This window comes from Micromonospora sp. NPDC048898 (assembly GCF_043198035.1).
GTDB lineage: Bacteria > Actinomycetota > Actinomycetes > Mycobacteriales > Micromonosporaceae > Micromonospora.
In genome coordinates this window covers 548,070-574,652 of record NZ_JBICUF010000001.1, presented here as the reverse complement: position 1 = coordinate 574,652, position 26,583 = coordinate 548,070, and the positions used below count along the sequence as shown (strand labels likewise).

The 26,583-nt window shown below is 72.0% G+C and carries 26 protein-coding genes and 3 tRNA genes; 18 read left to right on the top strand and 11 right to left on the bottom strand.

Annotated features, from left to right (window positions below; all coding sequences use genetic code 11):
* Window positions 1–44: 44 nt before the first annotated feature.
* Together ilvC and serA are read left to right on the top strand one after the other, a co-directional pair.
* Complete coding sequence (gene ilvC / locus ACGFIQ_RS02740; RefSeq protein ID WP_393238147.1) at window positions 45–1,058, top strand: ketol-acid reductoisomerase; 1,014 nt, start codon at window positions 45–47, stop codon at window positions 1,056–1,058.
* Between the two features lie 516 nt (window positions 1,059–1,574).
* Window positions 1,575–3,170: a phosphoglycerate dehydrogenase gene (serA, locus tag ACGFIQ_RS02735; RefSeq protein ID WP_393238145.1), complete on the top strand. Its 1,596-nt coding sequence runs from the start codon at window positions 1,575–1,577 to the stop codon at window positions 3,168–3,170.
* Between the two features lie 182 nt (window positions 3,171–3,352).
* On the opposite strand, the gene ACGFIQ_RS02730 is transcribed toward serA, so the two are convergent.
* Entirely contained in the window at window positions 3,353–3,709 is a 357-nt protein-coding gene (locus ACGFIQ_RS02730) for a hypothetical protein (RefSeq protein ID WP_357071530.1), read from the bottom strand.
* 440 nt (window positions 3,710–4,149) lie between these two features.
* Entirely contained in the window at window positions 4,150–4,992 is an 843-nt protein-coding gene (locus tag ACGFIQ_RS02725) for an FAD:protein FMN transferase (RefSeq protein WP_393238142.1), read from the bottom strand.
* Window positions 4,993–5,219: 227 nt separating this feature from the next.
* On the opposite strand from ACGFIQ_RS02725, the gene ACGFIQ_RS02720 reads away from it, so the two are divergent.
* Both ACGFIQ_RS02720 and ACGFIQ_RS02715 read left to right on the top strand, forming a co-directional pair.
* On the top strand, window positions 5,220–6,251 hold the full coding sequence (locus tag ACGFIQ_RS02720) for a 3-isopropylmalate dehydrogenase (protein ID WP_393238139.1): 1,032 nt from the start codon (window positions 5,220–5,222) through the stop codon (window positions 6,249–6,251).
* Window positions 6,252–6,392: 141 nt separating this feature from the next.
* A complete protein-coding gene (locus ACGFIQ_RS02715) occupies window positions 6,393–7,490 on the top strand; it encodes a branched-chain amino acid aminotransferase (RefSeq protein ID WP_393238136.1) in 1,098 nt (365 codons plus the stop codon).
* Window positions 7,491–7,584: 94 nt separating this feature from the next.
* Here the strand turns inward: ACGFIQ_RS02715 and ACGFIQ_RS02710 are convergent, their stop codons facing one another.
* From ACGFIQ_RS02710 to ACGFIQ_RS02695, 4 genes are all read right to left on the bottom strand, one after another.
* Window positions 7,585–8,340, bottom strand: coding sequence for a tyrosine-protein phosphatase (locus ACGFIQ_RS02710; protein WP_393238133.1), 756 nt, complete (start codon window positions 8,338–8,340; stop codon window positions 7,585–7,587).
* 55 nt (window positions 8,341–8,395) lie between these two features.
* Window positions 8,396–8,854 carry a PRC-barrel domain containing protein gene (locus ACGFIQ_RS02705; RefSeq protein WP_393238129.1) on the bottom strand — a complete coding sequence of 153 codons (459 nt, stop codon included), beginning with the start codon at window positions 8,852–8,854 and terminating at the stop codon, window positions 8,396–8,398.
* A gap of 241 nt (window positions 8,855–9,095) precedes the next feature.
* Window positions 9,096–9,626, bottom strand: coding sequence for a carboxymuconolactone decarboxylase family protein (locus ACGFIQ_RS02700; RefSeq protein ID WP_393238127.1), 531 nt, complete (start codon window positions 9,624–9,626; stop codon window positions 9,096–9,098).
* 2 nt (window positions 9,627–9,628) lie between these two features.
* Entirely contained in the window at window positions 9,629–9,826 is a 198-nt protein-coding gene (locus ACGFIQ_RS02695; protein WP_393238124.1) for a hypothetical protein, read from the bottom strand.
* Window positions 9,827–10,153: 327 nt separating this feature from the next.
* Between ACGFIQ_RS02695 and cimA the strand changes: the two genes are divergently transcribed.
* Window positions 10,154–11,737: a citramalate synthase gene (gene cimA, locus ACGFIQ_RS02690; RefSeq protein ID WP_393238121.1), complete on the top strand. Its 1,584-nt coding sequence runs from the start codon at window positions 10,154–10,156 to the stop codon at window positions 11,735–11,737.
* A gap of 80 nt (window positions 11,738–11,817) precedes the next feature.
* On the opposite strand, the gene ACGFIQ_RS02685 is transcribed toward cimA, so the two are convergent.
* A complete protein-coding gene (locus tag ACGFIQ_RS02685; RefSeq protein ID WP_393240321.1) occupies window positions 11,818–12,783 on the bottom strand; it encodes an endonuclease/exonuclease/phosphatase family protein in 966 nt (321 codons plus the stop codon).
* A 413-nt stretch (window positions 12,784–13,196) separates the two neighbouring features.
* Here ACGFIQ_RS02685 and ACGFIQ_RS02680 point away from each other — a divergent pair, with 413 nt between their 5' ends.
* The 7 genes from ACGFIQ_RS02680 to arfB all read left to right on the top strand — a co-directional run bounded on the left by ACGFIQ_RS02680 (window position 13,197) and on the right by arfB (window position 18,703).
* The gene (locus tag ACGFIQ_RS02680) at window positions 13,197–13,706 is read left to right on the top strand and encodes a hypothetical protein (protein WP_393238118.1); all 510 of its coding nucleotides are present in this window, start codon (window positions 13,197–13,199) and stop codon (window positions 13,704–13,706) included.
* 235 nt (window positions 13,707–13,941) lie between these two features.
* Entirely contained in the window at window positions 13,942–14,991 is a 1,050-nt protein-coding gene (locus ACGFIQ_RS02675; protein ID WP_393238115.1) for an AAA family ATPase, read from the top strand.
* Window positions 14,988–15,998 (top strand): DUF58 domain-containing protein, encoded by a 1,011-nt coding sequence (locus ACGFIQ_RS02670; RefSeq protein ID WP_393238113.1) that lies wholly within the window; start codon window positions 14,988–14,990, stop codon window positions 15,996–15,998. Before ACGFIQ_RS02675 ends, ACGFIQ_RS02670 begins: the two co-directional genes overlap by 4 nt.
* Window positions 15,995–16,954, top strand: coding sequence for a VWA domain-containing protein (locus ACGFIQ_RS02665; RefSeq protein ID WP_393238111.1), 960 nt, complete (start codon window positions 15,995–15,997; stop codon window positions 16,952–16,954). Before ACGFIQ_RS02670 ends, ACGFIQ_RS02665 begins: the two co-directional genes overlap by 4 nt.
* Window positions 16,955–16,992: 38 nt before the next feature.
* Window positions 16,993–17,847, top strand: coding sequence for a S1C family serine protease (locus tag ACGFIQ_RS02660; protein WP_393238108.1), 855 nt, complete (start codon window positions 16,993–16,995; stop codon window positions 17,845–17,847).
* A gap of 99 nt (window positions 17,848–17,946) precedes the next feature.
* Window positions 17,947–18,243: a hypothetical protein gene (locus ACGFIQ_RS02655; protein ID WP_393238105.1), complete on the top strand. Its 297-nt coding sequence runs from the start codon at window positions 17,947–17,949 to the stop codon at window positions 18,241–18,243.
* A gap of 34 nt (window positions 18,244–18,277) precedes the next feature.
* Complete coding sequence (gene arfB, locus ACGFIQ_RS02650) at window positions 18,278–18,703, top strand: alternative ribosome rescue aminoacyl-tRNA hydrolase ArfB (RefSeq protein ID WP_099851126.1); 426 nt, start codon at window positions 18,278–18,280, stop codon at window positions 18,701–18,703.
* Window positions 18,704–18,754: 51 nt separating this feature from the next.
* On the opposite strand, the gene ACGFIQ_RS02645 is transcribed toward arfB, so the two are convergent.
* A complete protein-coding gene (locus ACGFIQ_RS02645) occupies window positions 18,755–19,645 on the bottom strand; it encodes an RICIN domain-containing protein (RefSeq protein WP_393240318.1) in 891 nt (296 codons plus the stop codon).
* A 232-nt stretch (window positions 19,646–19,877) separates the two neighbouring features.
* Here ACGFIQ_RS02645 and ACGFIQ_RS02640 point away from each other — a divergent pair, with 232 nt between their 5' ends.
* Together ACGFIQ_RS02640 and ACGFIQ_RS02635 are read left to right on the top strand one after the other, a co-directional pair.
* Window positions 19,878–20,876 carry an aldo/keto reductase gene (locus ACGFIQ_RS02640; protein WP_393238103.1) on the top strand — a complete coding sequence of 333 codons (999 nt, stop codon included), beginning with the start codon at window positions 19,878–19,880 and terminating at the stop codon, window positions 20,874–20,876.
* Window positions 20,877–20,949: 73 nt separating this feature from the next.
* Entirely contained in the window at window positions 20,950–21,546 is a 597-nt protein-coding gene (locus tag ACGFIQ_RS02635; RefSeq protein WP_393238100.1) for a TetR family transcriptional regulator, read from the top strand.
* Between the two features lie 16 nt (window positions 21,547–21,562).
* Here the strand turns inward: ACGFIQ_RS02635 and ACGFIQ_RS02630 are convergent, their stop codons facing one another.
* Window positions 21,563–22,429, bottom strand: a complete 867-nt coding sequence (locus ACGFIQ_RS02630) for a 3-methyladenine DNA glycosylase (RefSeq protein WP_393238098.1) — start codon at window positions 22,427–22,429, stop codon at window positions 21,563–21,565.
* 35 nt (window positions 22,430–22,464) lie between these two features.
* Window positions 22,465–24,045, bottom strand: coding sequence for a hypothetical protein (locus ACGFIQ_RS02625; protein ID WP_393238096.1), 1,581 nt, complete (start codon window positions 24,043–24,045; stop codon window positions 22,465–22,467).
* 174 nt (window positions 24,046–24,219) lie between these two features.
* On the opposite strand from ACGFIQ_RS02625, the gene ACGFIQ_RS02620 reads away from it, so the two are divergent.
* The 4 genes from ACGFIQ_RS02620 to ACGFIQ_RS02605 all read left to right on the top strand — a co-directional run bounded on the left by ACGFIQ_RS02620 (window position 24,220) and on the right by ACGFIQ_RS02605 (window position 25,705).
* Window positions 24,220–25,023: a fumarylacetoacetate hydrolase family protein gene (locus tag ACGFIQ_RS02620; protein ID WP_393238094.1), complete on the top strand. Its 804-nt coding sequence runs from the start codon at window positions 24,220–24,222 to the stop codon at window positions 25,021–25,023.
* A 108-nt stretch (window positions 25,024–25,131) separates the two neighbouring features.
* A tRNA-Gln gene (locus tag ACGFIQ_RS02615) sits at window positions 25,132–25,203 on the top strand.
* 136 nt (window positions 25,204–25,339) lie between these two features.
* A tRNA-Glu gene (locus ACGFIQ_RS02610) sits at window positions 25,340–25,412 on the top strand.
* Between the two features lie 220 nt (window positions 25,413–25,632).
* Window positions 25,633–25,705, top strand: a tRNA-Glu gene (locus ACGFIQ_RS02605).
* A 174-nt stretch (window positions 25,706–25,879) separates the two neighbouring features.
* On the opposite strand, the gene ACGFIQ_RS02600 is transcribed toward ACGFIQ_RS02605, so the two are convergent.
* The gene (locus tag ACGFIQ_RS02600; RefSeq protein WP_110562481.1) at window positions 25,880–26,566 is read right to left on the bottom strand and encodes an IclR family transcriptional regulator; all 687 of its coding nucleotides are present in this window, start codon (window positions 26,564–26,566) and stop codon (window positions 25,880–25,882) included.
* Window positions 26,567–26,583: the final 17 nt, after the last annotated feature.

Genomic DNA, 26,583 nt, shown 5'->3' with positions numbered 1-26,583 from the left:
ACCACGACGGGCCGTCCCGGCCGTCGTACGAAAGGGAAGTTCTCATGAGCGTTGAGGTGTACTACGACGACGATGCCGACCTCGGCCTGATCCAGGCCAGGAAGGTCGCGGTGATCGGCTACGGCAGCCAGGGTCACGCCCACGCGCTGTCGCTGCGTGACTCGGGCGTCGACGTGGTGATCGGTCTGCCGGAGGGCTCGAAGAGCCGTCCCAAGGCCGAGGAGCAGGGCTTCCGGGTTCTCACGCCGGCGCAGGCCTCCGCCGAGGCCGATGTGATCATGGTGCTCGCACCGGACACCGCGCAGCGTTCCATCTACACGGAGTCGATCGCCCCGCACCTCGCCCCGGGCAAGGCGATCTTCTTCGGCCACGGCTTCAACATCCGGTACGACCTGATCAAGCCGCCGGCCGAGGTGGACGTGGCGATGGTCGCGCCGAAGGGCCCCGGGCACCTGGTCCGCCGCCAGTACGCCGACGGCAAGGGCGTGCCCTGCCTCGTCGCCGTCGAGCAGGACGCCAGCGGCAACGCGTTCGCCCTCGCCCTCGCGTACGCCAAGGGCATCGGCGGCACCCGCGCCGGCGCGATCAAGACCACCTTCACCGAGGAGACCGAGACCGACCTCTTCGGCGAGCAGGCGGTGCTCTGCGGCGGTGCCTCGGCGCTGGTGCAGACCGGCTTCGAGGTGCTCACCGAGGCGGGCTACGCCCCGGAGGTCGCCTACTTCGAGTGCCTGCACGAGCTGAAGCTGATCGTCGACCTCATGTACGAGGGCGGCATCGCGAAGATGCGCTACAGCATCTCCGACACCGCCGAGTACGGCGACCTCTCCCGCGGCCACCGCATCATCGACTCCCGGGTCAAGGACGAGATGCGCAAGATCCTCAGTGAGATCCAGTCCGGCGAGTTCGCCCGCGAGTGGGTCGCCGAGGACGAGGCCGGCCGGCCCAACTTCACCAAGTGGCAGGCCGAGGGCGCGGCGCACCCGATCGAGGAGACCGGCAAGAAGCTGCGCGGCATGATGAGCTGGGTCGACCGCCCGATCACCGAGACCGCCTGACGGTCCGGACGACAACTCCTACCGGACCCGGGCCGGCGCTCTCCCCAGCGCCGCGCCCGGGCCGGCGGCTCTCCCCGCTGCGACCGGGCCGGCGCCTGTCCAGGCGCCCCCGTGCGCCCGAGTCCCGCGCCCGAGCCCGCGCCGAGATCCGCGCAACATCAGGGATGGTGGCCCCTCGGGGCCCGCAGGAGGCAGCTGTTTCCCTGATCTTGCGCGGATCTTGGCGTTTGTGGGCGCGCGGGCGGTCGACGCGCCCGTGCGCAACTACGTGCGGCGTTGGCGGCCGGCGTCTTGCGGGCGCGACCGTTTCGGTGAGGTGAACGGTCGATGTCCGTCGCTCGACCGGGCGTGTGAGGGCACTCACCCCACAGACCAGAACACGCCGCCCGGCCCGGCCCCTACGATCGCCTGTAGGTGCAGCAGCAGGCACCTGACGGCCACGGCACGGATCAGCGCAGGGCGCAGTGCGGCGCCCGGCCGCCGCGCCGATCGCAAACACGACCTCTACGAGGACCGATGAATCCTGTCGTACTGATCGCCGAAGAACTCGCCCCCGCCGCCATCGAGGTGCTCGCCCACGACTTCGACGTCCGGCACGTCGACGGCACCGACCGTCCGGCCCTGCTCTCGGCGCTCTCCGAGGCCCACGCCGTCATCGTGCGCAGCGCGACCCAGATCGACGCGGAGGCGGTCGCCGCCGCGCCGCGGCTCAAGGTGGTCGCCCGGGCGGGTGTCGGGCTGGACAACGTCGAGGTGCCGGCCGCCACCGCGCGGGGCGTGATGGTCGTCAACGCGCCCACCTCCAACATCGTCTCCGCCGCCGAGCAGGCCGTCGCGCTGCTGCTCGCCGTCGCCCGCAACACCGCGAGCGCCAGTGCCGCGCTCAAGGCGGGGGAGTGGAAGCGGTCGAAGTACACAGGCGTCGAGGTGCAGGGCAAGACCGTCGGCGTGGTCGGGCTCGGTCGCATCGGCGTGCTCTTCGCACAGCGCATCGCCGCGTTCGGCACCCGGCTGATCGCGTACGACCCGTACATCCAGCCGGCCCGTGCGGCGCAGCTCGGCGTCCGCCTGGTCGGTCTGGAGGAGCTGCTGCGGGAGAGCGACTTCATCTCCATCCACCTGCCGAAAACGCCGGAGACGGTGGGCCTGATCGGTGAGAAGGAGCTGGCGATCGTCAAGCCCGGCGTTCGCATCGTCAACGCCGCCCGTGGTGGCCTCGTCGACGAGCAGGCGCTCGCGAACGCCATCGCCGAGGGTCGGGTCGCCGGTGCCGGCATCGACGTGTACAGCAAGGAGCCGTGCACCTCCTCGCCGCTGTTCGCCTTCGACAACGTGGTGGCCACCCCGCACCTGGGCGCCTCCACCAACGAGGCGCAGGACAAGGCCGGTCTCGCCGTGGCCAAGAGCGTCAAGCTCGCGTTGCAGGGCGAGTTCGTGCCGGACGCGGTCAACGTGCAGGCCGGCGGCGTGGTCGCCGAGGACGTGCGCCCGCTGCTGCCGCTGGCCGAGAAGCTCGGCCGGGCGTTCACCGCGGTCGCCGGCGGCGTCGCCGCGAGCGTCACGGTCGAGGTCCGTGGCGAGATCGTCGCGCACGACGTGTCGGTGCTCAAGCTCGCCGCGACGAAGGGCCTGTTCAGCTCGGTCGTCGAGGAGCAGGTCACCTACGTCAACGCCCCGCACCTGGCCGCCGAGCGTGGCGTCGAGGTCGCCCTGGCGACCCTGGCCGAGACGGCCGAGCAGCCCACCCTGGTCACTGTACGGGGCGCCCTGCCGGACGGCCGGACGGTGAGTGTCTCCGGCACCGTCACCCACTCGGGTGCTCGCGACGTGCTCAAGCTGACCGAGGTGGACGGCTTCGACGTGGAGATCGGCGCCGAGGGCATCCTGCTCTTCCTGCGCTACGCGGACCGGCCCGGTGTCGTCGGCACGGTCGGCACCCTGCTCGGCGAGTCGGGCATCAACATCGCCGCCATGCAGGTGGCTCGGCGTGAGGCGGGCGGCGAGACGCTGATGACGCTCACCGTCGACCAGGCGCTCGGTGCCGACCTGCTCACCTCGGCCGCCGACTCGATCGGCGCCACCGCGGCCAGCGCCGCCGACCTTCGCGAGTAGTCCACGGCACGCGGCAGGGGGGCCCGGCGATCCGCTGGGCCCCTTCGTCGTACCCCGGGGTGGGGGCCGAACCCCGCACCGGGTCGATCAGCCGGCCCGCCGGGCCGGGCAGCCGATCAGCCGGCCCGCACCGCCGGGCAGCCGATCGGCCGGCCACCTGGGCGGCCGGTCAGTCGGGTCGATCAGCCGGGCAGTCGGGCCGGGGGCGGGTAGACCGAGCCGTCCTGCGGGTCGAAGAGCATCAGCCCGTGCTCGCCGGCCAACCGCTCGATGTCCAGTAGCACCTGGTCCGCGCAGGTCGGGTGCAGGTTCAGCTCGACATGGTCGTGGGCGGCGTGCAGTGGAGCCACCGCCCACGGGCTGTCCGCGCCGGGGTGGCGGTCCGGATAGGAGGCGGTGATCGCCCGGTAGAAGCCGACCACCCGCGGGTCCGGGTAACGGTCCACGTGTCGCCCCTGTCGGCAACCGTCGACCGCTGTCCGTACGTCCTCGGGCGTCGCCCCGTCCTCCAGGGCCCACACGCTCAGATCGAAACTCACGGCGGATAGCGTGCCATCCGCCGTTCACCATGTCGAAACTGCCTCACCGCCGGTCAACCGCCGAGGCCCGGGGTCTCCCGTCACGACGGTCCGGTGTAGAGACTCTTGCGTCGAGTTGCGTCGATTCGCTAGCGTACGTACTGCGGTTACTGGCCGAGTGCGAGGCGCCGGCCCGTCTTCGGGTGACGCGGTCGACGTCCGACCCGACCGGTCCGCACCCCTCGATTGTGCGAGCCACGCGCACTCGTCGCTGATCGGCCCCCACGGTCGTTGCCGAGAGCGTGGGGGCCGATCGCAAGCCCGACCGGTCGTCGACCACCGAGGCGGTGTGTCCGCCGGCAGCGGGCGACCGAGGTGCGAATCGGGCCGGAGCGCCGCGGTGAGACGGGCTCGATGCGGCGCTGGTGTGCCCAGCGCCGGTCTGCTTCGCGCTGGTGTGCTCAGCGACGGTGTGCGAAGAGCGCGCGATAGTCGGAGTTGCCGCGGAACCACGCCAGGCCGGTGGGGCCGGCGGCGTAGAGCGCGGTGGCGTAGCCGTCGGCGATCGTCAGGTCGGGGCCCACGACGGTGGCGGCGACGAGCTGGTTGGCCGGCTCGCCGGTGTGTGGGTCCACCACGTGCCCCTGCCGTCCGCTCACCCCGGAGGTGCCGATCGCGCCGGCGGTCATCTCCAGCACCAGTGGCGCGCGCTCGGCTGCGGTCGGGTGGTGCACGGCGACCCGCCAGGGCCCGCCGTGCGGTGCGTGGCCACGGACGACGAGGTCGGCCCCGGTGACGACGGCGTAGTCGTGGATGCCGGCGGCCCGAAGCCTCTGCGCGACGCGTTCCACCGCCCAGCCACCGAGCAGGCCCCCCGGGTCGAAGCCGCCGGGCACCGCCCAGGCGTCGAACCACCCGTCGGTGGCCGCGCGCATGGCCGCGCAGCGGTCCACCAGGTCGGCGAGCGGAGGGTACGAGTCAGGGCTGATCTCGCCCCGACGTAGCCGGGAGACCAGGCTCTCCGGCCGGTTGGGGCCGTAGGTGAGGTCGATGGCGCGCAGCTCCGCGACGCTGTCCCGCAGGGCCTCACCCACGCCCCGGCGGCCGAGCCACTCGGGGGCGTTGAGGAGCAGGGTGTATTCGGCGGTCGCCGTGCGGACGGTGTGCTGCACCGCGATCCGGCCCTCGGTGGCGCCGGCCGGGTCGATGCGGTGCCGGCGGCTGCCGAGGCGAAGGTCGGGCCGGCGGTTGCGGAACGCCGACGGGTCCGGCCAGCGGGTCCGCGGCTGCTCGTCGATGCGCATCGCACCTGCCCCCTCGCACTCGGCGCCGCGTCGTCGCGGCCAGTGGTGGACGGGCCCCCGCGACCCGCCGACCACCAGGGTAGGCAGCCCACATGATCGGCTCATGAATCCCAGCTGAGAGGCTGCTGTGCATTACGCCTTCCCAGATATTGGACGTAGCGTACCGGGAAGCGGGACGGCAACGTACCGTTGCCCAGAACGGAACCGTTGAGCAGAGGAGTGCGGTCGTGGCGCGGATCGCGGTGGTGGCCGGGGACGGCATCGGGCCCGAGGTGGTCGCGCAGGCCCGCAAGGTCCTCGACGCGGTGCTGCCCGACGTGCAGGCCACCGAGTACGACCTCGGCGCGGCCCGCTGGCACCGTACCGGAGAGGTCCTGCCCGACTCGGTGCTGACCGAGCTGGCCGGGCACGACGCGATCCTGCTCGGCGCGGTCGGTGACCCGACGGTCCCACCGGGTGTGCTCGAGCGGGGGCTGCTGCTCAAGCTCCGGTTCGCCTTCGACCAGTACGTCAACCTGCGTCCCTCCCGCCTCTGGCCCGGGGTCGCCGGCCCGCTGGGCAGCGTGAAGCCGGGCGAGGTCGACCTCGTGGTGGTGCGCGAGGGCACCGAGGGCCTCTACGCCGGGGCCGGTGGTTCGCTGCACCGGGACACCCCCGCCGAGGTCGCCACGGAGGAGAGCCTGAACACCCGGCACGGCGTGGAGCGGGTGATCCGCGACGCGTTCGCCCGCGCCGGCCGCCGCGAGCGGCGCAAGGTCACCCTCGTGCACAAGACCAACGTGCTCACCCACGCCGGCTCGCTCTGGTCGCGCACCTTCGACGTGGTCGCCGCCGAGCACCCGGACATCGCCACCGAGTACCAGCACGTCGACGCCGCCGCCATGTTCCTGGTCACCCAGCCGCAGCGCTACGACGTGGTGGTCACCGACAACCTGTTCGGCGACATCCTCACCGACATCGCCGCCGCCGTCACCGGTGGGATCGGGTTGGCGGCCAGTGGCTGCATCAACCCCGAGGGCGCGTACCCCTCGATGTTCGAGCCGGTGCACGGCTCCGCGCCGGACATCGCCGGGCGAGGCATCGCCGACCCGGTCGCCGCCGTGCTCTCCGCCGCGCTCCTGCTGGAGCAGCTCGGGCACGGCGAGTCCGCCGCCCGGGTCAACGCCGCGGTCGCCGCCGAGCTGGCCAGCCGTACTCCGGGTGTGGCGCTGCGTACCGAAGAGGTCGGCGACCGGCTCGCCGCCCACGCCGTAGCCTGACCGGCCCGGCATCGGCCTGGCCGGGCACCCTTTCCCGCCCGGGTGGCGTTACCCGCTGAACGACCGTTCGGGGTAAGTTTCTGGCACAGCCCATACGGTGTGCGGTCCCGCATGCCGTTGTCCCGCAGGGAGGTCAGCGCGATGAGCGGTGGTGACATGCTCGACTTCGAGATCCGTCCGAATCCCGCGCCGGTATCGGCCGCCGATCGGGCCGCCCTGCTGGCCAACCCCGGGTTCGGCCGCGTCTTCACCGACCACATGGTCACCGTGCGTTACGCCGAGGGCAAGGGTTGGTACGACGCCCGGGTGGAGGCGCGCGGCCCGATTCCGATGGACCCGGCCAGCGCGGTGCTGCACTACGCGCAGGAGATCTTCGAGGGGTTGAAGGCGTACCGGACGGCCGACGGTGGCGTGACGATGTTCCGGCCGGATGCCAACGCCGCCCGCTTCGTCACCTCGGCGCAGCGGATGGCGATGCCGGTGCTGCCGCCCGAGGTGTTCGTCGACTCGCTGCACAGGCTCATCGAGATCGACCGGGACTGGATCCCCACCGGCGCGGACGGCAGCCTCTACCTGCGGCCGTTCATGTTCGCCAGCGAGGTCTTCCTCGGCGTCCGCCCGGCCAACGAATACCTCTACATGGTGATCGCCTCGCCGGTCGAGTCGTACTTCAGCGGTGGGGTCAAGCCGGTCACCGTCTGGGTCTCACCCGACTACACCCGGGCCGCACCCGGTGGCACCGGCGCGGCCAAGTGCGGCGGCAACTACGCCGCGTCGCTGGCCGCCCAGGCCGAGGCGATCGAGGCCGGCTGCGACCAGGTCGTCTTCCTGGACGCGGTGGAGCGCCGGTTCGTGGACGAGTTGGGCGGCATGAACGTCTTCTTCGTCTACGACGACAACTCGATCGTCACCCCGCCGCTGACCGGCACGATCCTGCCGGGCATCACCCGCGACGCGGTCCTCACGCTGGCCGGGGCAGCCGGGCACCGGGTCGAGGAGCGGCCGGTCAGCTTCGCCGACTGGCAGGCCGACGCGGCCAGCGGACGCCTGAAGGAGGTGTTCGCCTGCGGCACCGCCGCGGTGGTCACCCCGATCGGTCAGGTCCGCTTCCCGGACGGCGAGTTCCTGGTCGGCGGCGGCGAGCCCGGCCGGGTCACCATGACCCTCCGTGAGCAGTTGATGGACATCCAGCGTGGTAAGACCGCCGACGAGTACGGCTGGGTGCAGCGCGTCCTCTGACCGACGTGGCTGGCCGGCCCGTCCCCACCGGACGGGCCGGCACAGTCGGCTGCGCCTGGGCGGGCTGCGCCTGGGCGGGCTGCGCCTCGGCGGGTTACGCCTCGGTCGGCTCGTCGAGCAGGTGGTCGCGGAGCGCGGCGAGCTGCTCGTCGGTCACCCCGGCGTGCCGCAGGTACGCCTCGATCGAGCCGTGCCCCTCGCGTAGTTCGTCGAGGAAGATCTGCATCGCCTCGGCGGGCGAGGCCAGGAACGGCGCCGGCACGTCCCCGCTGGTCGGGCTGGTGGCCTTCAGCCAGGCACTGAACCGGGCCGACGCCTCGGTGCTGAGCGCGTAGTCCGCCGTGATGTCCGCGTCGTCGACACCGAGCACGGCGAGGGTCAGCGCACAGACGATGCCGGTGCGGTCCTTGCCGGCGACGCAGTGCACCACCACCGGGGCGTTCGCGGAGTCGGCGATCAGCCCGACCGCCTCGGCCAGCCCGGCGGTGCCGGTCTGGGCCAGGTCGGCGTACCGGTCCGCGAGGTAACGGGCCAGGCTGGCACCCTCCTCGTGCGGTGTGCCCGCCCAGTCGTCGTGCTCCGGGTGGATGTTCCGGTAGGTCAGCCCCTGGTACGCCGGCACCCGGCCGTCCCGTTGCACCTCGCTGGGGCGGCGCAGGTCGATGACGGTGCGGATCCCGATCGCGGCGAACGCGTCCTGGTCCTGCTCGGTGAGGCGGTGCAGCGAGTCGGAACGGAAGAGCCGGCCCCGGCGTACGGGTCGGTCGCCGTGGCCGAGGTAGCCACCGACCTCCCGGAAGTTGAAGGTGGCGGGCAACGAGATCTGGCGGCTGTCGTCGATGGCGTCCACGTGCACACGGTAACGGCCGGCGGGGCCGCACCCCACCGGCCGTCGGGGCGAACAGTTACCGGGCCGTGCCCGGCGGGAGGGCGCCGTACGTCTCGTCGTAGTAGCCGCCCAACTGATCCCGGTAGCTCGGGTCGCTGTGGCTGCTCTCGTCGTACTCCGGGGCGGCCCTGATCTGGTCCCGGGTCCGGTCGACGGAAACGGTGCGCTGGTCGTGGTCGACCTGGTTGACGGTGCCGGCCGGCAGCATCACCTTCTTGCCGAAGATCCAGGGGCCGGTGTCCACCACCAGGTAGCTGCCGCCCACCTCGTGGCTGGCACTGTCGATCTTGCCGACTCCGCCGTCACTGGCCTCGACCTTGTAGCCGACCAGGTCGGCGTCGGCCACCCCGGCCTGGTCCCGGTACCGCCAGGGGTCGAACGTGCCGGTCGGCGCGCCGCCGGGCACGGCACCCTGGTCGCCGCCGCGCAGCGGGTCCGGCCCGGCGTGGGTGGCGTGCGGATCGATGCTGTCCATGCCGTTCACTCCTGACTGTCGCCGATCGTCTCGGCGTAGGCGGGTACGTCGTCCCCGCAGGAGCTACCCGGCCGTCGGGGGCCGGAAACGGCGGCGGGCCGAGGCTCGGCGGCGGGTCGCGGGCCGCGACGTGTGGCGGCGGGTCGCGGGCCGTGAGGTGTGGCGGCGGGTCGCGGGCCGCGAGATGCGGCGGCGGGCCGACGCCGCGAGGTGCGGTGTCGGCACGTCGGGGCGTACCTGCTCAGGCGAGGGCGGCCTCGGCGTCCAGGGTGACCGCCGCGGCGTGCACCACGGCGGAGATCCGCAGCGCCTCGTGCACCTGCTCGCGGGTGAGGCCGCCGGCCCGCAGCTTCTTCTCGTGCAACTCCAGGCACACGCCGCAGCCGGTGATCGCCGACACGGCGAGGCACCAGAGTTCGAAGTCGCCCTTGTCCACGCCGGGCCGCGCGATGATCTGCATCCGCAGACGGGCCGGCATCGAGGCGTACTGGTCGTCGCCGATGAGGTGCTTGGCCCGGTAGTAGACGTTGTTCATCGCCATGATCGCGGCGGCGCCCTTGGCCGCCTCGACACCCTCCCGCCCGAGGTGCCCAAGTGCCTCGGCCGCGATCTCCCGCAGCACCACCGGGTTGCGGGCGGCGACCGCACAGGCCAGCGCGGTGCCCCAGGTCTGCGTCGGGGTCAGTGTCGAGGTGCCGACCGTGGAGCCCAGGTTGAGCTTGATGTCCTTGGCGTACTCCGGCAGGGCCGCCTTGATCGCGTCCAGGCCCATGGTCAGACCCCGGCGCCGGCGAGGAGCGCGTTGGCGTCGAGGGTGCCGCCGCCCCTGTTCCAGTTGCACGGGCACAGCTCGTCGGTCTGCAGCGCGTCGAGCACCCGCAGCACCTCGGAGACGTCGAACGCCTTGTTGGCGTCCAGAGAGGCGCAGACGCTGAGTTCGTACTCGGGGAAGCGGTCACCGACAGTGAGCACTGGTCCTCCTTTCGGGCGGCACGGTGGCCGTAAACTGGATCTGTTCCAGATATTTTCGCATCGCTGTTTCGCCGGTTGGCAGCCTAGGGGCTGGTGGGGCCGAGCACCGATGGCGGGCTCCGGCTGCCCCCTTGCCGAATGCACCGTCCGTAGTGGTCCCGGTATGTGGATTGTTCTTCCCACATTCGGGGGCGGGTGGCAAAGTGGTGACCGTGAGCAACACCTCCCTGATTATTGCGACCTAGCGCGCCGGCTCTCCCCTCCGCCGAGCGCGCAGACCTCCCGCACCCGCGGGAGGTCTTTTTGTTGCTCAGAGAAAGGATCCTGATGACGTTCCAGGTCTACGACACGACCTTGCGCGACGGCGCCCAGCGCGAGGGGCTCACCTACTCGGTGGTCGACAAGCTGGCGGTGGCCCGGCTGCTCGACGAGTTCGGCGTCGGCTTCATCGAGGGCGGCTGGCCGGGCGCGGTGCCCAAGGACACCGAGTTCTTCCGCCGGGCGCGCACCGAGCTGGACCTGCGGCACGCCGTGCTCGTCGCGTTCGGCGCCACCCGCAAGGCCGGTGTCGCGGTCGCCGAAGACCCCCAGGTGCGCGCACTGCTGGACGCGCAGACCCCGGCGGTGGCGCTTGTCGCCAAGGCCGACACCCGGCACGTCGAGCGCGCGCTGCGCACCACCGGCGCGGAGAACCTGGCGATGATCCACGACACCGTCAGCCACCTCGTCCGGGAGGGCCGACGGGTCTTCGTCGACGGCGAACACTTCTTCGACGGCTACCGGCACGATCCCGCGTACGGCGCGGCCGTGGTGCAGACCGCGTTGGCCGCCGGCGCCGAGCGGATGGTGCTCTGCGACACCAACGGCGGCATGCTGCCGTCCCAGGTGACCGCCGTCGTCACCGACCTGACCGACCGGCTGGGGATCGACCCCGCGCTGCTCGGCATGCACGCCCAGAACGACACCTCCTGCGCGGTGGCCAACACGATCGCCGCCGTGGAGGCGGGCGTCCGCCACGTCCAGGGCACCGCCAACGGGTACGGCGAGCGTCCGGGCAACGCCGACATCTTCGCGGTCGCCGCCAACCTCCAACTCAAGCTCGGCATGCCGGTCCTACCGGAGGGCTGCCTGGCGCAGATGGTGCGGGTCTCGCACGCCATCGCCGAGATCGCCAACATCGCCCCCGACACCCACCAGGCGTACGCCGGGGCCGCCGCCTTCGCCCACAAGGCGGGGCTGCACGCGAGCGCGATCAAGGTCGACCCGTTGCTCTACAACCACGTGGACCCGTCGGTGGTGGGCAACGACATGCGGATCCTGATCACCGAGATGGCCGGCCGGGCCAGCGTCGAGCTCAAGAGTCGCGAGCTCGGTCTGGACCTGGCCGCCAGTCCGGAGGCACTGACCCGGGTCACCAAGCGGGTCAAGGAGCTGGAGGCCGGCGGCTGGTCCTTCGAGGCCGCGGACGCCTCCTTCGAGCTGCTGGTCCGCTCCGAGCTGCCGGAGGGCGGCCCGGCCCGACCGTTCACCCTGGAGTCGTACCGGGTGCTCGTCGAGCACCGCGAGGACGGTTCGGTGGTCTCCGAGGCGACCGTCAAGATCCGGGTACGTGGGGAGCGGGTGATCGCCACCGCCGAGGGCAACGGCCCGGTCAACGCGCTCGACGAGGCGCTGCGGGTGGGGCTCGCCCGGCACTACCCACAGCTGCGCGCCTTCGAGTTGGCCGACTACAAGGTCCGCATCCTCGAGGGCAGCCACGGCACCGGCGCGGTGACCCGGGTGCTGCTGGAGACCGCCGACGGCACCGGCCGCGACTGGACGACGGTAGGCGTACACCCCAACGTCGTCGAGGCCAGCTGGCACGCCCTGATCGACGCCCTCACCTACGGCCTGGCCCCCACCACGGTCTAACCACCCCACCCCACCCCACCCCACCCCACCCCACCCCCGCGATCTTGCACTTTGTGTCGCCGGTTTGCGGCTTCTGGCCTCTATGTCGAGGCAGAAAGTGCAAGATCGCGGGAGGTGGGGAGGGTGAGGGTCGTCAGGACGGGGCGGTGGTCGCTGCCGGGGAGGGTGAGCACCCGCACCGAGCGGACCGCGATGCGCCGGTCGACCAGCACGTGGTCGATGGTGACCGGTGGGATGAGGTCACCGTCGTACGGGCCCCAGGTGCCGACCAGGCCCTCGCCGGCGGCGTCGGCGGCGTCGACGTAACCGGTGCGCAGCAGGGCTCGCAGCGGGCCGTGGTCGAGGGTCGCGTTGAAGTCCCCGGCGAGGATCTGCAGGCCGCCGTCCGGAGTGGCAGGTGGCTGTGCGGCCAGGTCGGCACGCCAGGAACCGACCTGGTCGAGCGCATACGGCGCGGAGGGGTGCGCCGACTCGACCCGCACCGGGGGCGCGCCGGGGATGGTCACCGTTCCGTACGCCTGGGTGAAGCCCCAGCCGTTGAGGTTGTGCCGGAGGCCCACGTCGGTGAGCGGCCACCTTGAGTAGAGCCCGGAGCCGGGAGTGCCGACCTCCGCGTTGAGTTGGCGGTGCGGCAGCAGCCGGTCGAGGCCGAGCTGATCCAGGGCGGCCTGCGCGTCCGGCGTGAACTCCTGCACGGTGAGCACGTCCACCTCGTACCGCCGGACCAGCTCGACCAACGTCCGCGCGTCGCCCGTCCCGGCGAGCAGGTTGGCGGTGAGTAGCCGCACGGTCGGCCCGGCCGCCGCGGGCTGCGGAGCGGCCAACGCCCGGGTTGCGACGACGCCGAGCAGCGCCACCGCCGCCAGGGCCGCGACCGCCGCCGGCCACCATCGCCGCAGGGCGAGTGCGAGGGCCAGGGGCAGCACGCTGACACCTGCGATGTACGGCGTGAAGGCGAGCGCCTGCACCAACGGACCCCGGTCCAGGCCGAGCAGCCGCACGGCGGCCCAGAGGGCTGTCGGCGCGACAGTCAGCCAGCAGAGCACCGTGCCGAGCCGAGCGCCGCGGTACCACCTCGGCGTGGGCGTGGGTGTGGACCTGGTCGGACCGTCGACGATCATGACGGTGATCCTAGTGGGCGCTCCGAATGCAATTCGTGAATGGCAGCGCCTTCACATTTCACAGTTTATCTGACGGCTGGTCGACACCTCGACAAAGTGAGATCAACTATTGACGGCGGGCTTTTTGCGGTGCTACGTTCCATCTGGTTCAAGCGACGCCACTCTGAGTAGTAACTGCAGCTCAGATGGGATGTAGAACGTTCAGAAATCAACCTCACCGGTTGCCAGTGGGCTAGGTTTTCGGCACCCCAATGTCGTCGTCCGCCTATTTATGGGCAGTCATCCGTCCCGCCCCGCGGGTCGGTCGAATTCGCACGGTCATACAAGGGGGACCTGTCATGGAAAAATCCTTCCGACGTAAGGCGGCAGCGGTCACGTTCGCTGTCCTGGCGCTCACCCTGGCTGGCGGGGGGATCGCCATCGCCCAGCCGTCGGCGAAGGCGCCGCAGGCGGCCGTCAAGCCGACGGTCCGCGGCACGAGCAGCCAGCCGCCGGTCACCGCCGAGTCCGCACGCTCGGCGAAGGCCGCGCTGAAGGCCGGCGGGGTCACCACGATGGCGGCTGCCAACTGGTTCACCGTCGTCAACGCCAACGGCACCAAGGCGCGCGGCACCGGCACGGTGCTCAAGTACGGCACCGGCGAGTACGAGGTGCAGTTCGGCTACAACGTGTCGGCGGGGGCCTTCCTGGCCACCATCTCCCGATTCGACGCCTGCTGCATCCCGCCGGCCGGTGAGGTCGCGGTTGCCCCGCGGCTGAGCACGCCCAACGCGGTCTTCATCCAGACCCGCAACTCGGCGGGAGTGCCGGCCGACCTGGGCTTCACTCTGCTCACCCACACGCCCTGACCGAATCGACAACCCGGCCCCCGCGCTTCGTGCGCGGGGGCCGCTCGTTGTTCGCGCTGCCGCTCGTTGCCCGCGCTGCCGCTGACCCTCGGCGGCGGCACGGTTGAGGGTTCCTTGGTGGGCTCGTGCCGATCGTCGCGCTTCCGTGCGACTTGTCCCTGTTCCGGCCACTCCGGGCCCGTCCCGGCCGCACAATCCGACGTTTGCCAGGCCCTCGGCCAGGGAAGCAAGCACCGTGACGGACATCTCGGACACCCTGGCCAGCATGCCCAGCTCGGTCGATCCCGAGCCGACGGGCGTCGAGCTGGAACAGACCCTCTTCGAGGTCAAACGCGTGATCGTTGGGCAGGATCGGCTCGTCCAACGCCTGCTCACCGCACTGATCGCCAATGGGCACTGTCTCCTGGAGGGCGTACCCGGTGTGGCCAAGACCCTGGCCGCGCAGACCCTCGCGACCGTCGTCGGCGGCACCTTCTCCCGGATCCAGTTCACCCCGGACCTGGTCCCCTCCGACATCGTCGGTACCCGGATCTACCGGGCCTCGAAGGAGACCTTCGACATCGAACTGGGTCCGATCATGGCCAACCTGGTGCTGGCCGACGAGATCAACCGCGCCCCGGCCAAGGTGCAGTCGGCGCTGTTGGAGGCGATGGCGGAACGGCAGGTCTCCATCGGCGGGCGCAGTTGGCCGGTCCCGCAACCGTTCCTGGTGCTGGCCACCCAGAACCCGATCGAGTCCGAGGGGGTCTACCAGCTCCCGGAGGCGCAGCGGGACCGGTTCCTGATGAAGGTGGTGGTCGACTACCCCAGCGACGCCGACGAACTGGCCATCCTCTACCGGATGAGCACCGACCGGCCGAGCCCGCGTCCGGTGCTCGACGCGCAACGACTGCGGGACCTCCAGGCCCACGCCGAGCGGGTCTTCGTCCACCACGCGTTGGCCGAGTACGTGGTGCGGCTGATCCTCGCCACCCGTGACCCGGGCCGGTTCGGGCTGCCGGAGATCGCCCCGCTGTTGGCGTACGGTGCCAGCCCGCGGGCCACCCTCGGCCTGGTCGCGGCCGCTCGGGCCCAGGCGCTGCTGCGCGGCCGGGAGTACGTGCTGCCCGAGGACGTTCGTGACCTGGCCGTCGATGTCCTCGCCCACCGGCTGGTGCTCTCCTTCGACGCGGTGGCCGACGGGGTGTCGGCCGAGAGCGTGGTGCGGCGGTTGGTCGAGGCGGTGCCACCGCCCCGGTTGGCCACCGACCACCCGCAGCAGACGCCGGATCTGGCGGCGGCATGAGACGAGCGATCGTGGCGCCGGCCGGCCCGGGCCTGGCCGAGTTGGCCCCGGATCAGCGGGTACGTCGCCTGGAGCTGACCGTCACGCGTCGACTGAACGGCCTGCTGCACGGCCAGTACCGCGGGCTGTTGCCCGGACCGGGCAGTGAACCCGCGGGCAGCCGCGAGTACCGGCCGGGCGAGGACGAGGTCCGCCGGATGGACTGGGCGGTGACAGCCCGCACCGCCGTGCCGCACGTCCGGCAGGTCGACGCCGACCGGGAACTGACCACCTGGCTGCTCGTCGACGGCAGCGCCAGCATGGAGTTCGGCACCGCCGAGCTGGACAAGCGGGAGTTGGCCGTGGCCGCGGTCGCGGCGATCGGTTTCCTGACCGCGGGCGTCGGCAACCGCCTCGGCGCCCAGGTGCTGCGGGTCGACGGGGTACGCCGCTTTCCGGCCCGCAGCGGGCGTACCCATCTGCTCGCTCTGCTGCGCACGTTGCTCGCCGCCCCGCGACCCACCGCGCCCGGCGACCGGCCGGGGTGGGGGTCGGCGAGGCCGCCGGACCTGGCCGACGGGCTCGACGCGTTGCACCGGGTCGCCAACCGGCGTGGTCTGGTCGTGGTGGTCTCCGACTTCCTCGACGGCCTGCCCGACGACCCCGGCCAGCCGGCGCCGTGGGAACGGACCCTGCGCCGCCTCGCCGCCCGACACCAGGTGCTGGCGATCGAGGTCACCGACCCACGTGAGCTGGAGTTACCGGACGTCGGCCTGATCACGCTCATGGACCCGGAGACCGGTCGTCGCCGCGAGGTGTGCACATCGGACCGTCGGCTGCGCGAGCGGTACGCCGAGGCCGCCGCCGCCCAGCGCGACCAGATCCACGGGTCGTTGCGCCGCAGCGGAGCCACCCACCTGCCCCTGCGCACCGACGGGGACTGGTGCGCGGACATCGTCCGGCACGTGCGGGCCCAGCGTCGGCTGGCCGCCGCGCCGGTCGGCCCGGCACGGGGAGGTGTCGCGTGACCTGGCAGTCGCCGCTGCGACTCTGGCTGCTGCTCGGCGTACTCGCTCTCGTCGGCGTGTACCTGCTGATGCAACGGGGGCGCAGCCGGTACGCGGTCCGCTTCACCAACCTGCGACTGCTGGACCGGGTGGCGCCGGAGCGGCCCGCCTGGCGTCGGCACGTACCGGCCGGGCTCTTCCTGGCGATGCTGGCCCTGCTGGTGGTCGGGTTCGCCCGTCCCAGCGCCGAGGTTCGGGTGCCCCGGGAGCGGGCCACGGTGATGGTGGCGGTGGACGTGTCCACGTCGATGCTCGCCACCGACGTGGACCCGGACCGGTTGGCCGCGGCGAAGGAGGCCGCCCGACGGTTCGTCGAGGGCCTGCCCGACGAGTTCAACGTGGGTCTTGTCGCGTTCGCCGGCAGCGCGGCCGTGCTGGTGCCACCCGGCACCGACCGGGACGCCCTCGACGAGGGGATCGACCGGCTCGCCGAGGGCATCACCGGTGTCCAGGGCACCGCGATCGGCGAGGCCATCAACACCTCCCTCGGCGCGGTCAAGAGCCTGGACAGCGAGGCCGCGAAGGAGACCCCACCGGCCCGGATCATCCTGCTCTCCGACGGCGCCAACACCTCCGGAATGGACCCGATGGAGGCGGCCGCCGAGGCGGTGAAGGCGGAGGTGCCGGTGCACTCGATCTCCTTCGGGACGCCGTCGGGGTTCGTCGACCGCGGTGGACGGCCCATCCAGGTGCCGGTCGACGGCCAGACCCTCAAGGCGGTCGCCGAGGAGACCGGCGGCATCTTCCACGAGGCCAGCACCACCGACGAGCTGCGGGCCGTCTACGACGACATCGGCAGCTCGGTCGGCTACCGCACCGAGCGGCAGGACGTCTCGGCCCGGTTCATCGGCCTCGGACTGGTGTTCGCGATGGGCGCCGCGGCCGGTTCGATGCGCTGGTTCTCCCGCCTGCCCTGACCGCCGCGCACCACAGCTGTCGACCGTGAGGAGTACGCATGGCAGTACAGACCGGACTGGGCGAACCGCGCGGTCCCTGGTTCATCTCACCGCAACTCGACCCGGACGGGCGCGGGTGGTGGGACACGCCCGAGCGTGACCCGGGTGAGCGCAGGCCGCGACGGCTGCTCGCCGCACTGGCCGTGGTGGCGCTCTCCGCCGTCTCGGGGGCCGTCGCCGGCGGCGTGGTGGCCGCCCGGGACGGGGCTGGCGGCCCGGCCGCGGCGTCCGCCGCCCCGGTGTCGGCCGAGCTGGTCACCGCGGCCGAACGGACCGTGCCCGGGGTGGTGTCGGTGTTGGCCGGCGGTACGTCGGCCGGGTCCGCGACCGGCTCGGGCTTCGCGGTGGACGACCAGCAGCACCTGATCACCAACGATCACATCCTGGCCAAGGGCGGTGGCGGGCCGGTGACTGTGGAGTTGCCAGACGGCCGCCGGTTCGCCGCCGACGTAATCGGGCGGGAGCCTCGCAGCGACCTGGCGGTGCTGAAGGTGCCGGCCGCGGCCGGTCTCACCCCACTGCCCCTGGCCAAGCCGGGCGCGACCCGGGTCGGCGAGCCGGTGCTCGCGGTGGGTTCACCACTCGGCCTGGCCGGAACGGTCACCGCGGGCATCGTCAGCGCGCTGGACCGCCAGGTGCGGCTGGGCAACAACCGGCACCGCGCGGTGCAGACCGACGCGTCCATCAACCCTGGCAATTCGGGTGGACCACTGGTCAACGCCCGGGGGGAGGTGGTCGGAGTGAACACCGCCATCGCGACGATCGACGGGAACGGTTCGATCGGCATCGGGTTCGCCATCCCGATCGACCAGGTGCAGCAGACGGCCGACACGATCATCGGCAAGGGCGGCTGACCTGCCCAGACAGCCTGGCGGCGCGCTGCCAGTGTCAGATATCCGGCGTGACGGCATCGGGCCATGGAAATATTACTGTCGGTATGGATACTGGCGGAGGTGGAGCGTCCTCTTCTCGCGGTCCTCCTGCTGGTGGGCCTGGTCATCGGATGTGCGGTGGGGTCGGCGTACGCCCGGGCACGACGCGGGTGGACCGACTACCAGACCGTCCGGAAATCGGTGCCGGGCGCCCGTCGAGGCGCCTGGTCGCTGATCCGCGGGGTCGCCGTGAAGGCCGGCGTGATCGCGCTGCTGCTCTTCGGTGCGGTGGCGTACGCGGCGGTCGGCTCCGACGAGGAGACGGCGGGGCCGGCGCCCGGCGAGTCCCCGACGCAGAGTGAGACCCCGCGCCGATGACCCCTGCTGAGTCCCCACGGGTTAGCCTCGGGGCGTGGACGACGGACTGCGGGTGACCGATCGGTGGGTCGTCCCCGCCGGGGAGCTGCGGGAGCGCTTCTCCCGCTCGTCGGGGCCGGGTGGGCAGGGTGTGAACACCGCCGACTCCCGGGTCGAGTTGAGTTACGACCTGGCCAACTCGCCGGCCGTGCCCGAGTGGCTGCGGTCCCGGGCGCTGGCCCGGCTGGCCAACCGTCTGGTCGACGGGGTGCTGACCATCGCCGCCAGTGAGCATCGAGCCCAGCTGGCCAATCGGGAGGCGGCCCGCGAGCGGATGACCGCGCTGCTGCGGGAGGCCGCCGCACCCCCACCGCCGGCCCGGCGGGCGACCCGCCCGTCCCGTGGGGCCAAGGAGCGCCGGCTGGCCGAGAAGAAGCGCCAGTCCCAGCGCAAGCGGGACCGCCGCGCCGACGACGACTAGGGCGTGTGTCGAGCGGGGTTGTCGGGTACGCGGCTGGCCCCGCCGTGGACGTCAGCCAGTGAAGCTCCAGGCCTGGTTCTGGCCGCCGATGCACTCCCACTGCTGCACGAAGGCGCCGGGCGCAGGGGCCGTCAGGGCGGAGTTGGCCGCATCGAGGCACTTGTCGCTGTGCCCGACCCGCAGCTCCCACTTGTCATCGGCGCGACGCTGTAGGTGCCAGGTCTGGTTCGGCCGCCAGCCGCAGGTCTCCAGCACCAGACCAGCCCCATTTCCCGTCGCGGCGTCGCGTACGCTCAGGCACCGCCGGCCGGCGGCGTCCCTGAGCTGGAAGGCATTCTGGTAAGCGACCTTCCCGCCTCGGCGGAGGAAGAAGAATCGCTGACTCGGCCTGTTTGTATCGGGTTGCACCTTCATGTCCGTCACGTCGACGGCGAGGTCGTTTCGGCCCGAATAGACGCTGTGGAGTCGTTCGAGTTCGCCGAATTGCACAAATGGCACGGTTGTGGTCTCGCCCCGCTTCGAAACGGTGGCCACCCATCGGGTGGCGGCGCTCTCGTTGAACTTCCTGTGCGTCTCGCGGACCTGGGGCGCGACGCAGCGATGGTCTTGGGGCGTCGCCTCCCGCCACACGAACCCCTGCTGACAGGTGTCGGGCCCGAACGTCCGGTCGGCGGGGTTGCGAAACTGATTGGGGTTTCCGTTGTCCAGCTTCACAGATTGTCGGGTCTTCGGGTCCACGCAGACGTGGTCGCCCGGCGTCGCCTCCCGCCACACGTTTCCCTGAGTGCAGGTGGAGGGCCCGAAGGGGCCGAATGCCCCGGCCGCCCCATAAGGCACGGGACTGGCGAACGCCGCAGTCGCGGAAAGGGGCGTCCCGGATGCCGTCACACCGATCGTCAGAAGACCGGCAAGGAACAGTAGTGGTCGCGCACCGGTAATCACGATAATCAAGCTAACACGAGACGAGGAATCATCGATGAGAAATCCTATCCCCATCAATCACATTGGCGATTCTGCCGGGAAGCTGAGTCGATCGCGGCCCGGCGCGGGGAGCACGCGGCCCTGCCCTTCGGTGGCTCGACGGCCGTCGTCGTTCGGACCCTCGGTGACAAAATGTGGAATCTGTCAGCCAGATGTCGTACGGTGGGTGGGTCATCCAGCGAGAGGAACCCCCATGGACACCCGCTCCCTCGGCACCACCGGGCCCACCGTCTCCGCCCTCGGGCTCGGCCTGATGGGCATGTCCGACTTCTACGGCGAAGCCGACGAGGCCGAGAGCATCGCCACCATCCACGCCGCCCTGGACGCCGGCATCACCCTGCTGGACACCGGCGACTTCTACGGCATGGGCCACAACGAGATGCTGCTGCGCGACGCGCTGCGCGGTCGCAACCGGGACAACGCGGTGATCAGCGTCAAGTTCGGTGCGCTTCGCGACGTCGCGGGCGGCTGGAACGGCAACGACGTCCGGCCGGTCGCGATCAAGAACTTCCTGGCGTACACGCTGCGCCGGCTCGGCACCGACCACGTGGACGTCTACCGGCCCGCCCGACTCTCCCCCGACGTCCCGGTGGAGGAGGTGGTGGGCACCCTGGCCGAGCTGGTCAAGGCCGGTCACGTCCGGCACATCGGCCTGTCCGAGGTGAACGCGCAGACGCTGCGCCGGGCACACGCCGTGCACCCGATCAGCGACCTCCAGATCGAGTACTCCCTGATCTCCCGCGACCCGGAGGCCGCGATCCTGCCGACGGCCCGCGAGCTGGGCGTGGGGATCACCGCGTACGGGGTGCTCTCCCGCGGGCTGATCAGTGGCCACTGGCAGCCCGGGCAGCAGACCACCGGTACGGACTTCCGCAGTCACCTGCCCCGGTTCGCCGGCGCGAACCTGGACCGCAACCTCGCCCTGGTGGACGCGCTGCGTGCCATCGCCGAGGCGCGCGGCGTGACCGTGGCGCAGATCGCCATCGCCTGGGTGCTGTCCCGCGGCGCGACAATCGTCCCGGTGATCGGCGCCCGCACCCGGGAGCGGCTCACCGAGGCGCTGGGCGCCGCGACCGTCACCCTGACCGAGGGGGACCTGGCCGCCATCGAATCCGCCGTCCCGGCCGGCGCGGCGGCCGGAACCCGTTACGACGAGGCGCAGATGGCCTTCCTGGACAGCGAGCGCCCATGACCGCGGGCCGTGGCGCGACCGCCGGTCCGGGGGCCGCGCCACGGTTGCCGGCGCGGTCAGGGAGGCTGGCCTGATGAGCGACGCCACCGCCCTGACCGCCGACCGCATCCTCGACACCGCCGAGGAGGTGCTGCGCCGGTACGGGCCGGCGAAGGCCACCGTGCTGGACGTCGCACGTGCGCTGGGCGTCAGCCACGGCAGCGTCTACCGGCACTTCGCCAGCAAGGCCGCCCTGCGCGAGGCGGTCGCCGAACGCTGGCTGGCCCGGGTCTCCACCCCACTGATCGACGTGGGCGCCGGCCCCGAGCCGGCCGCGCAGCGGCTGCGTCGGTGGCTGGCCGAGCTGAGCGGCACCAAACGCCGGATGGCCCGGGAGGACCCGGAGCTGTTCGACAACTTCCACCAGCTCGCCACGCTCTCCGAGGGCGCCGTCGCCAACCACCTGGAGGTGCTCGCCGGTCAGCTCAGCCTGATCGTCGCGGACGGTGTGGCGACCGGAGAGTTCAGCGTGCCCGACGCGGCGGTGGCCGGGCGGGCGCTGCTGCAGGCCACCGCCCGGTTCCACCACCCGGCACACCGCACCGAGTGGACCGAGCCCGGGCTCGACGACGACCTGACGGCCGTTGTCGACCTGCTCGTCGATGGTCTGCGTACCCGCACGGCCGGCTGAGCCGACCCCCCCCCGATCAGCCCGGGACGGCGGCGAGCAGTCGGTCGCGCAGCACGGCGGCGCGCTCGGCGAACCCGCGCTGCGCGGCGGCGTACTCCGCCCGCCCGTCGGCGGTCTCCACCCGCACCGCCGGGTAACCCAGCGCCGCCAGGTCGTACGGGCTGGCCCGCATGTCCAGGGTGCGGATCTCCCGAGCCAGCTCGAAGCAGTCCGCGACCAGCTCGGACGGCACCAGCGGCGACAACTTGTACGCCCACTTGTACAGATCCATGTTGGCGTGCAGGCAGCCCGGCTGGTCGAGTGCGTGCTGCGTCTCCCGCGTCGGGGTGAGCAGATTCAACGAGCGGGCCGGCGGCGTGAAGAACCGGAACGCGTCGAAGTGGCTGCACCGCACGCCCCGCTCCTCCACCACCGCGGCGGTCCGTTCCGGGGTCAGCCGCAGCGGCCAGGCGTTGTGCCGCACCTCCTCGTGGGTCTGCCGGTAGACCATCGCCCACTCGTGCATCCCGAAGCAGCCGAAGTGTGGCGCCCGCCCGGCGGTGGCCGCCAGCAGGGAGCGGATCCAGGCGATCGACTCGCCGCGCCGCGCGCGTACCCCATCGGTGTCGAGGGTGACCCCGGCGGTGGTGGCGCGGTAGTCCCGGCCGAACTCGGCCGGATCGGCATCGCGCAGCTTGACCCCGGCGCCCGGATGCCAGCGACGGAGCTGGGCCGGGCGGTGCGAGTAGTAGGTGAACAGGAAGTCGGCCACCGGATGCCGCTCACCGCGCCGCCGGCGGGCCAGGTGCGGGGTCAACCAGACGTCCACCCGCTCCTCGTGGGTGCGCCGGCGGGCGTGCCACGCCGCCGCGTCGAGCACGGCGGGGGCGAGGGCGGCGGTCACGCACCCCAGGGTACGACCGCCGCCCGCGCACCCGGTCAGGGCATGTGCACCCGCACGCCGGCGGAGAACACCCCGCTGCGCAGCTCCAACTGCTGGGGCGGGTCCCGTCCGTCGACGGTGAACACCAGCGGCAGCACCATCCGACTGCCCGCGGCCAACGGGTCGGCGAAGATGTCCCGACCCAGGTTGGCCGCCCGGGTGGCCGACTCGTCGGTGCTCACCCAGCGCCCGCCGGGCAGGTACGCCCGTTGCAGCTGGCCGTGCCAGGGCTGGTGGTCACCGGTGACGTTACGCACACCCACGGTGGCCTGACAGCGTCGGCCGCTGGCCGGGGCGGCACCGCCGCCGTCGGCCTTCCCTGGTGTGCCGCAGGACATCCGGTACACGGTGAACTCGAACGCCGACTCGCGAAGTGGCACACCCACCGGCCCGGTGACCCCGGTCCCCGTCCACGCGCCGCTGGTGGGCTGCTTCTGCGTGTCGATCGCCGAGACCCGCCGGGTCGCCGTCCAACCCGCGGTGCCGATGACGCCCGCGAGGACCACCACGGCCGCACCCACCACCAACCAGACCGGCGGGGTACGCCGACGCCGCGGCGCACTCGGGGCTGCCGGGCGCGGATAGATCGTCCCGCGACCACCGTCGGACCCGCCCCCGCTGGCCAGTGCGGCAGCCGTGACCCGCCCCGCGCGCCGACGTCGCCACACCCAGGCCAGGGCGGCGCTGACCAGCAGCAGGACCGCCAGGCCGGCGAGCAGCACCGGGTACCGGCGCCAGGGCGGTGCCTCGGTGACCTCGGCCGCCGGTGCCGCCGCCGCCTTCCAGGTGGCCGTGGCGCAGTCGTACGGCCGGGTGCCGTCACTGGTGAACGCGCAGGCCGGCGCGGTCAGCGGCTGACCGGGCGCGGTCGCGGCGAGCGCGGTGCCCAGCGTGGTGCTGCTGTGCGCCGGCAGCCTCAACCGCCAGGTCACCTCGGTGGTCGACCCGCCAGCTCGGGTGGACCGGCCGCCGGCGCTGATCGCGGTCGGCGACGACCCGGCCGGCAGCTCCTGGCGCACGGTGGTGTCCACAGGTGCGTTGCCCACGTTGCGCACCTGGATCCGGTACCTCGGTGCGGGGCTGGTCTCCGGCGCGACCGCCACCGTGACCTGCTGCGGGGGCGCCGACGCCGGTGCCCGGGACGGCGGCCCCATCGCCGGTGGCGCCGACGGCGGGGTGGGCTCGACGGCCATCCGCGCGAGCACCGCGACCGGTGGCCGCGTGGTCGTCGCCGGGGCGACCGTCGCCCCGGCCGCGACCCCGGCCGTCGCCCCGGTCGGCACGGCGCTCGGTCGAGTCGCGACGCCCGGTGGTGGTGTCAGCGTGGCTGCTGGCACCTGCGCGGGTGCTGGGGCCTGCGCGGGCGCTGGGGCCCGCGCGGCGGATGGTGCTCGCCCGGCCACTGGCACTGGCGCGGCGGATGGTGGTGGCGCGGCCGGTGGTCGGGGCGCGGCCGGTGGTGCGTGCGCGGGCGGCGCCTCCGGGGCCACCGCCGGCAGGGCCGGCACGGCGGCGAGGATGCCGAGGCAGTGGACGAACACTGCGAGGGCTCTGTGGTGTCGTGTCGATGCAGGCATACGAACGAACCTCCGGAGCCGACGCTAGGGGCGAGCCGCCTCCGGGCGGGTACGAAGTCGGGAACCCCGCCCCGGTCACCTCCCGCACCGGTAGGCTGCCGCCCGCTGACGGGTTGAGCACACCCCACGGCCGGTCCTGGCCGGTGGGGGTGTCGGCGGGGCTAGATTGGCCGGGTGCGTATCGCTCGTTTCGCCCATGCCAAGGGAATGTCGTTCGGTGCCGTCGAAGGTGAAGCGGGGGCCGGGCCGGAGGGCCTGACCATCGCCGAGATCGAGGGCCACCCGTTCGGCAAACTCTCCTTCAGCGGGGCCCGGTGGGCCCTCTCCGACGTTCGGCTGCTCTCGCCGATCCTGCCCAGCAAGGTGGTCTGTGTCGGTCGCAACTACGCCGACCACGCCGCCGAACTCGGCAACGAGGTGCCCAAGGAGCCGCTGCTCTTCCTCAAGCCGTCCACCTCGGTGATCGGCCCCCGGGACGCCATCCGCCTGCCGATCTTCTCCAAGCAGGTCGAGCACGAGGCGGAGCTGGCGGTCGTGATCGGTGCGCCGGGCGCGCGCCGTGCCGACCGGGCCGCCGCCGAGCGCGCCATCTTCGGCTACACCTGCGCCAACGACGTCACCGCTCGGGATCTCCAGCGCTCCGACGGGCAGTGGACCCGGGCCAAGGGCTTCGACTCGTTCTGCCCGATCGGCCCGTGGATCACCACCGGTCTGGACGTCTCCGACCTGGAGATCCGCTGTGAGGTGGGTCGCAACCCGGAGGAGATGGAGGTACGCCAACTCGGCCGCACGAAGGACATGGTCTTCGACGTGCCGGGCCTCGTGTCGTACATCTCGCACGTGATGACCCTGCTGCCCGGTGACGTCGTCCTCACCGGCACTCCGGCAGGGGTTAGCCCGCTTGCCGAGGGGGATACGGTCACCGTGCGAATCGAGGGCATCGGCGAGCTCAGCAACCCGGTGGTTCCGGTCGCCTGATCGGCCGGATGCCCCTGTTTCCGCAGCTCACGGGCGGTTCGGGGGGATCCGATTTGGCCTGCCGGCACCGGGAGGGTAAAGTTCACTCCCGGCGCCGCAAGGGGCCAATGGGGTATGGGGTAATTGGCAGCCCGACTGATTCTGGTTCAGTTAGTCTAGGTTCGAGTCCTGGTACCCCAGCGCTACCGGAGTTCGCGAGAATTCCGGACGCTGGATTCTGACGGAGTTCGACTCCGCCCCCTCGGGGGCGGAGAGTGGTCTCCGGCAGAGTTTCAGCTCCTCCGCCCGCAGGGGTGGGGGAGCGAAAAGTGGTTCTGGCCCCGTCGTCTAGCGGCCCAGGACGCCGCCCTCTCAAGGCGGTAGCGCCGGTTCGAATCCGGTCGGGGCTACATCGTGCACAGCCCGTCTCACCTGGTGAGGCGGGCTGTTTCGTTGTCTGTGCCGGAGCTGCCCCGGGGGTCGTGCCGGAGCTGCCGTGAGGGGCCGTGCCGCGCTGCCATGGCCTCCGTGCCGCGCCGCCGCGGGTCCTGCACCCCGCGCTCGCCCCAACCGGCGGTGCCGCTAGACTACAGCCGCACCGCTCGCGAGGGCGGTGAACAGGAAAGTTCTGGCCCCGTCGTCTAGCGGCCCAGGACGCCGCCCTCTCAAGGCGGTAGCGCCGGTTCGAATCCGGTCGGGGCTACACCCAAAGGCTCATCTCGCTCCGCGAGGTGAGCCTTTCCCGTTCCCGGCTCACACGCCTAAATCCCCCCGTTGATCATGGAGTTATAGCCACTGGCCTCGGCGTGTCGCGACCATAACTCCATGATCAACGCAACTGGGGTGGGGGAGAGGGGAGAGAGCGGGGCGGCGGGGGTTAGAGGCCGGACAGGCGTTGGCCGGCTCTTACTACGGCCATGGCGTGGCGTTCGCCGGGGCGGCGGCCCAGGCGCTCGATCGGGCCGGAGATGCTGACCGAGGCGATCACGCGGCCGGTGCGGTCACGGATCGGGGCGGAGACGCTCGCCACACCGGCCTCCCGTTCGGCGACGCTCTGCGCCCAGCCACGGCGGCGTACCTCGGCGAGGGTGCGCCCGGTGAACTTACTGCGCGGCAGCAGCGGCATCACCGCCTCCGGTGGCTCCCAGGCGAGCAGGATCTGGGCCGCGGAGCCGGCGGTCATCGGCAGCACCGACCCGACCGGGACGGTGTCCCGCAGGCCGCTGGCGCGTTCCGCCGCCGCCACGCAGATCCGCTCGTCGGCGCGGCGCAGATACAGCTGGGCGCTCTCCCCGGTGGCGTCCCGCAGTGCGGCGAGCAGGGGCTCGGCGGCGGTCAGCAGCACGTCCGGTGCGGCGTTCGCCAGCTCGCCCAGACGAGGCCCGGGGCGCCACCTGCCCTGGGTGTCCCGGACCAGCATCCGGTGTATCTCCAGGGCCTGGGCCAGCCGATGTGCGGTGGCTCGGGGCAGCTTGGTGCGATCAACGAGTTCGGCCAGGCTGGCGCCGTCGACGCAGGCGGCCAGGATGACCACCGCCTTGTCGAGAACGCCGACACCGCTCATACTGTGTCCCACAAGCC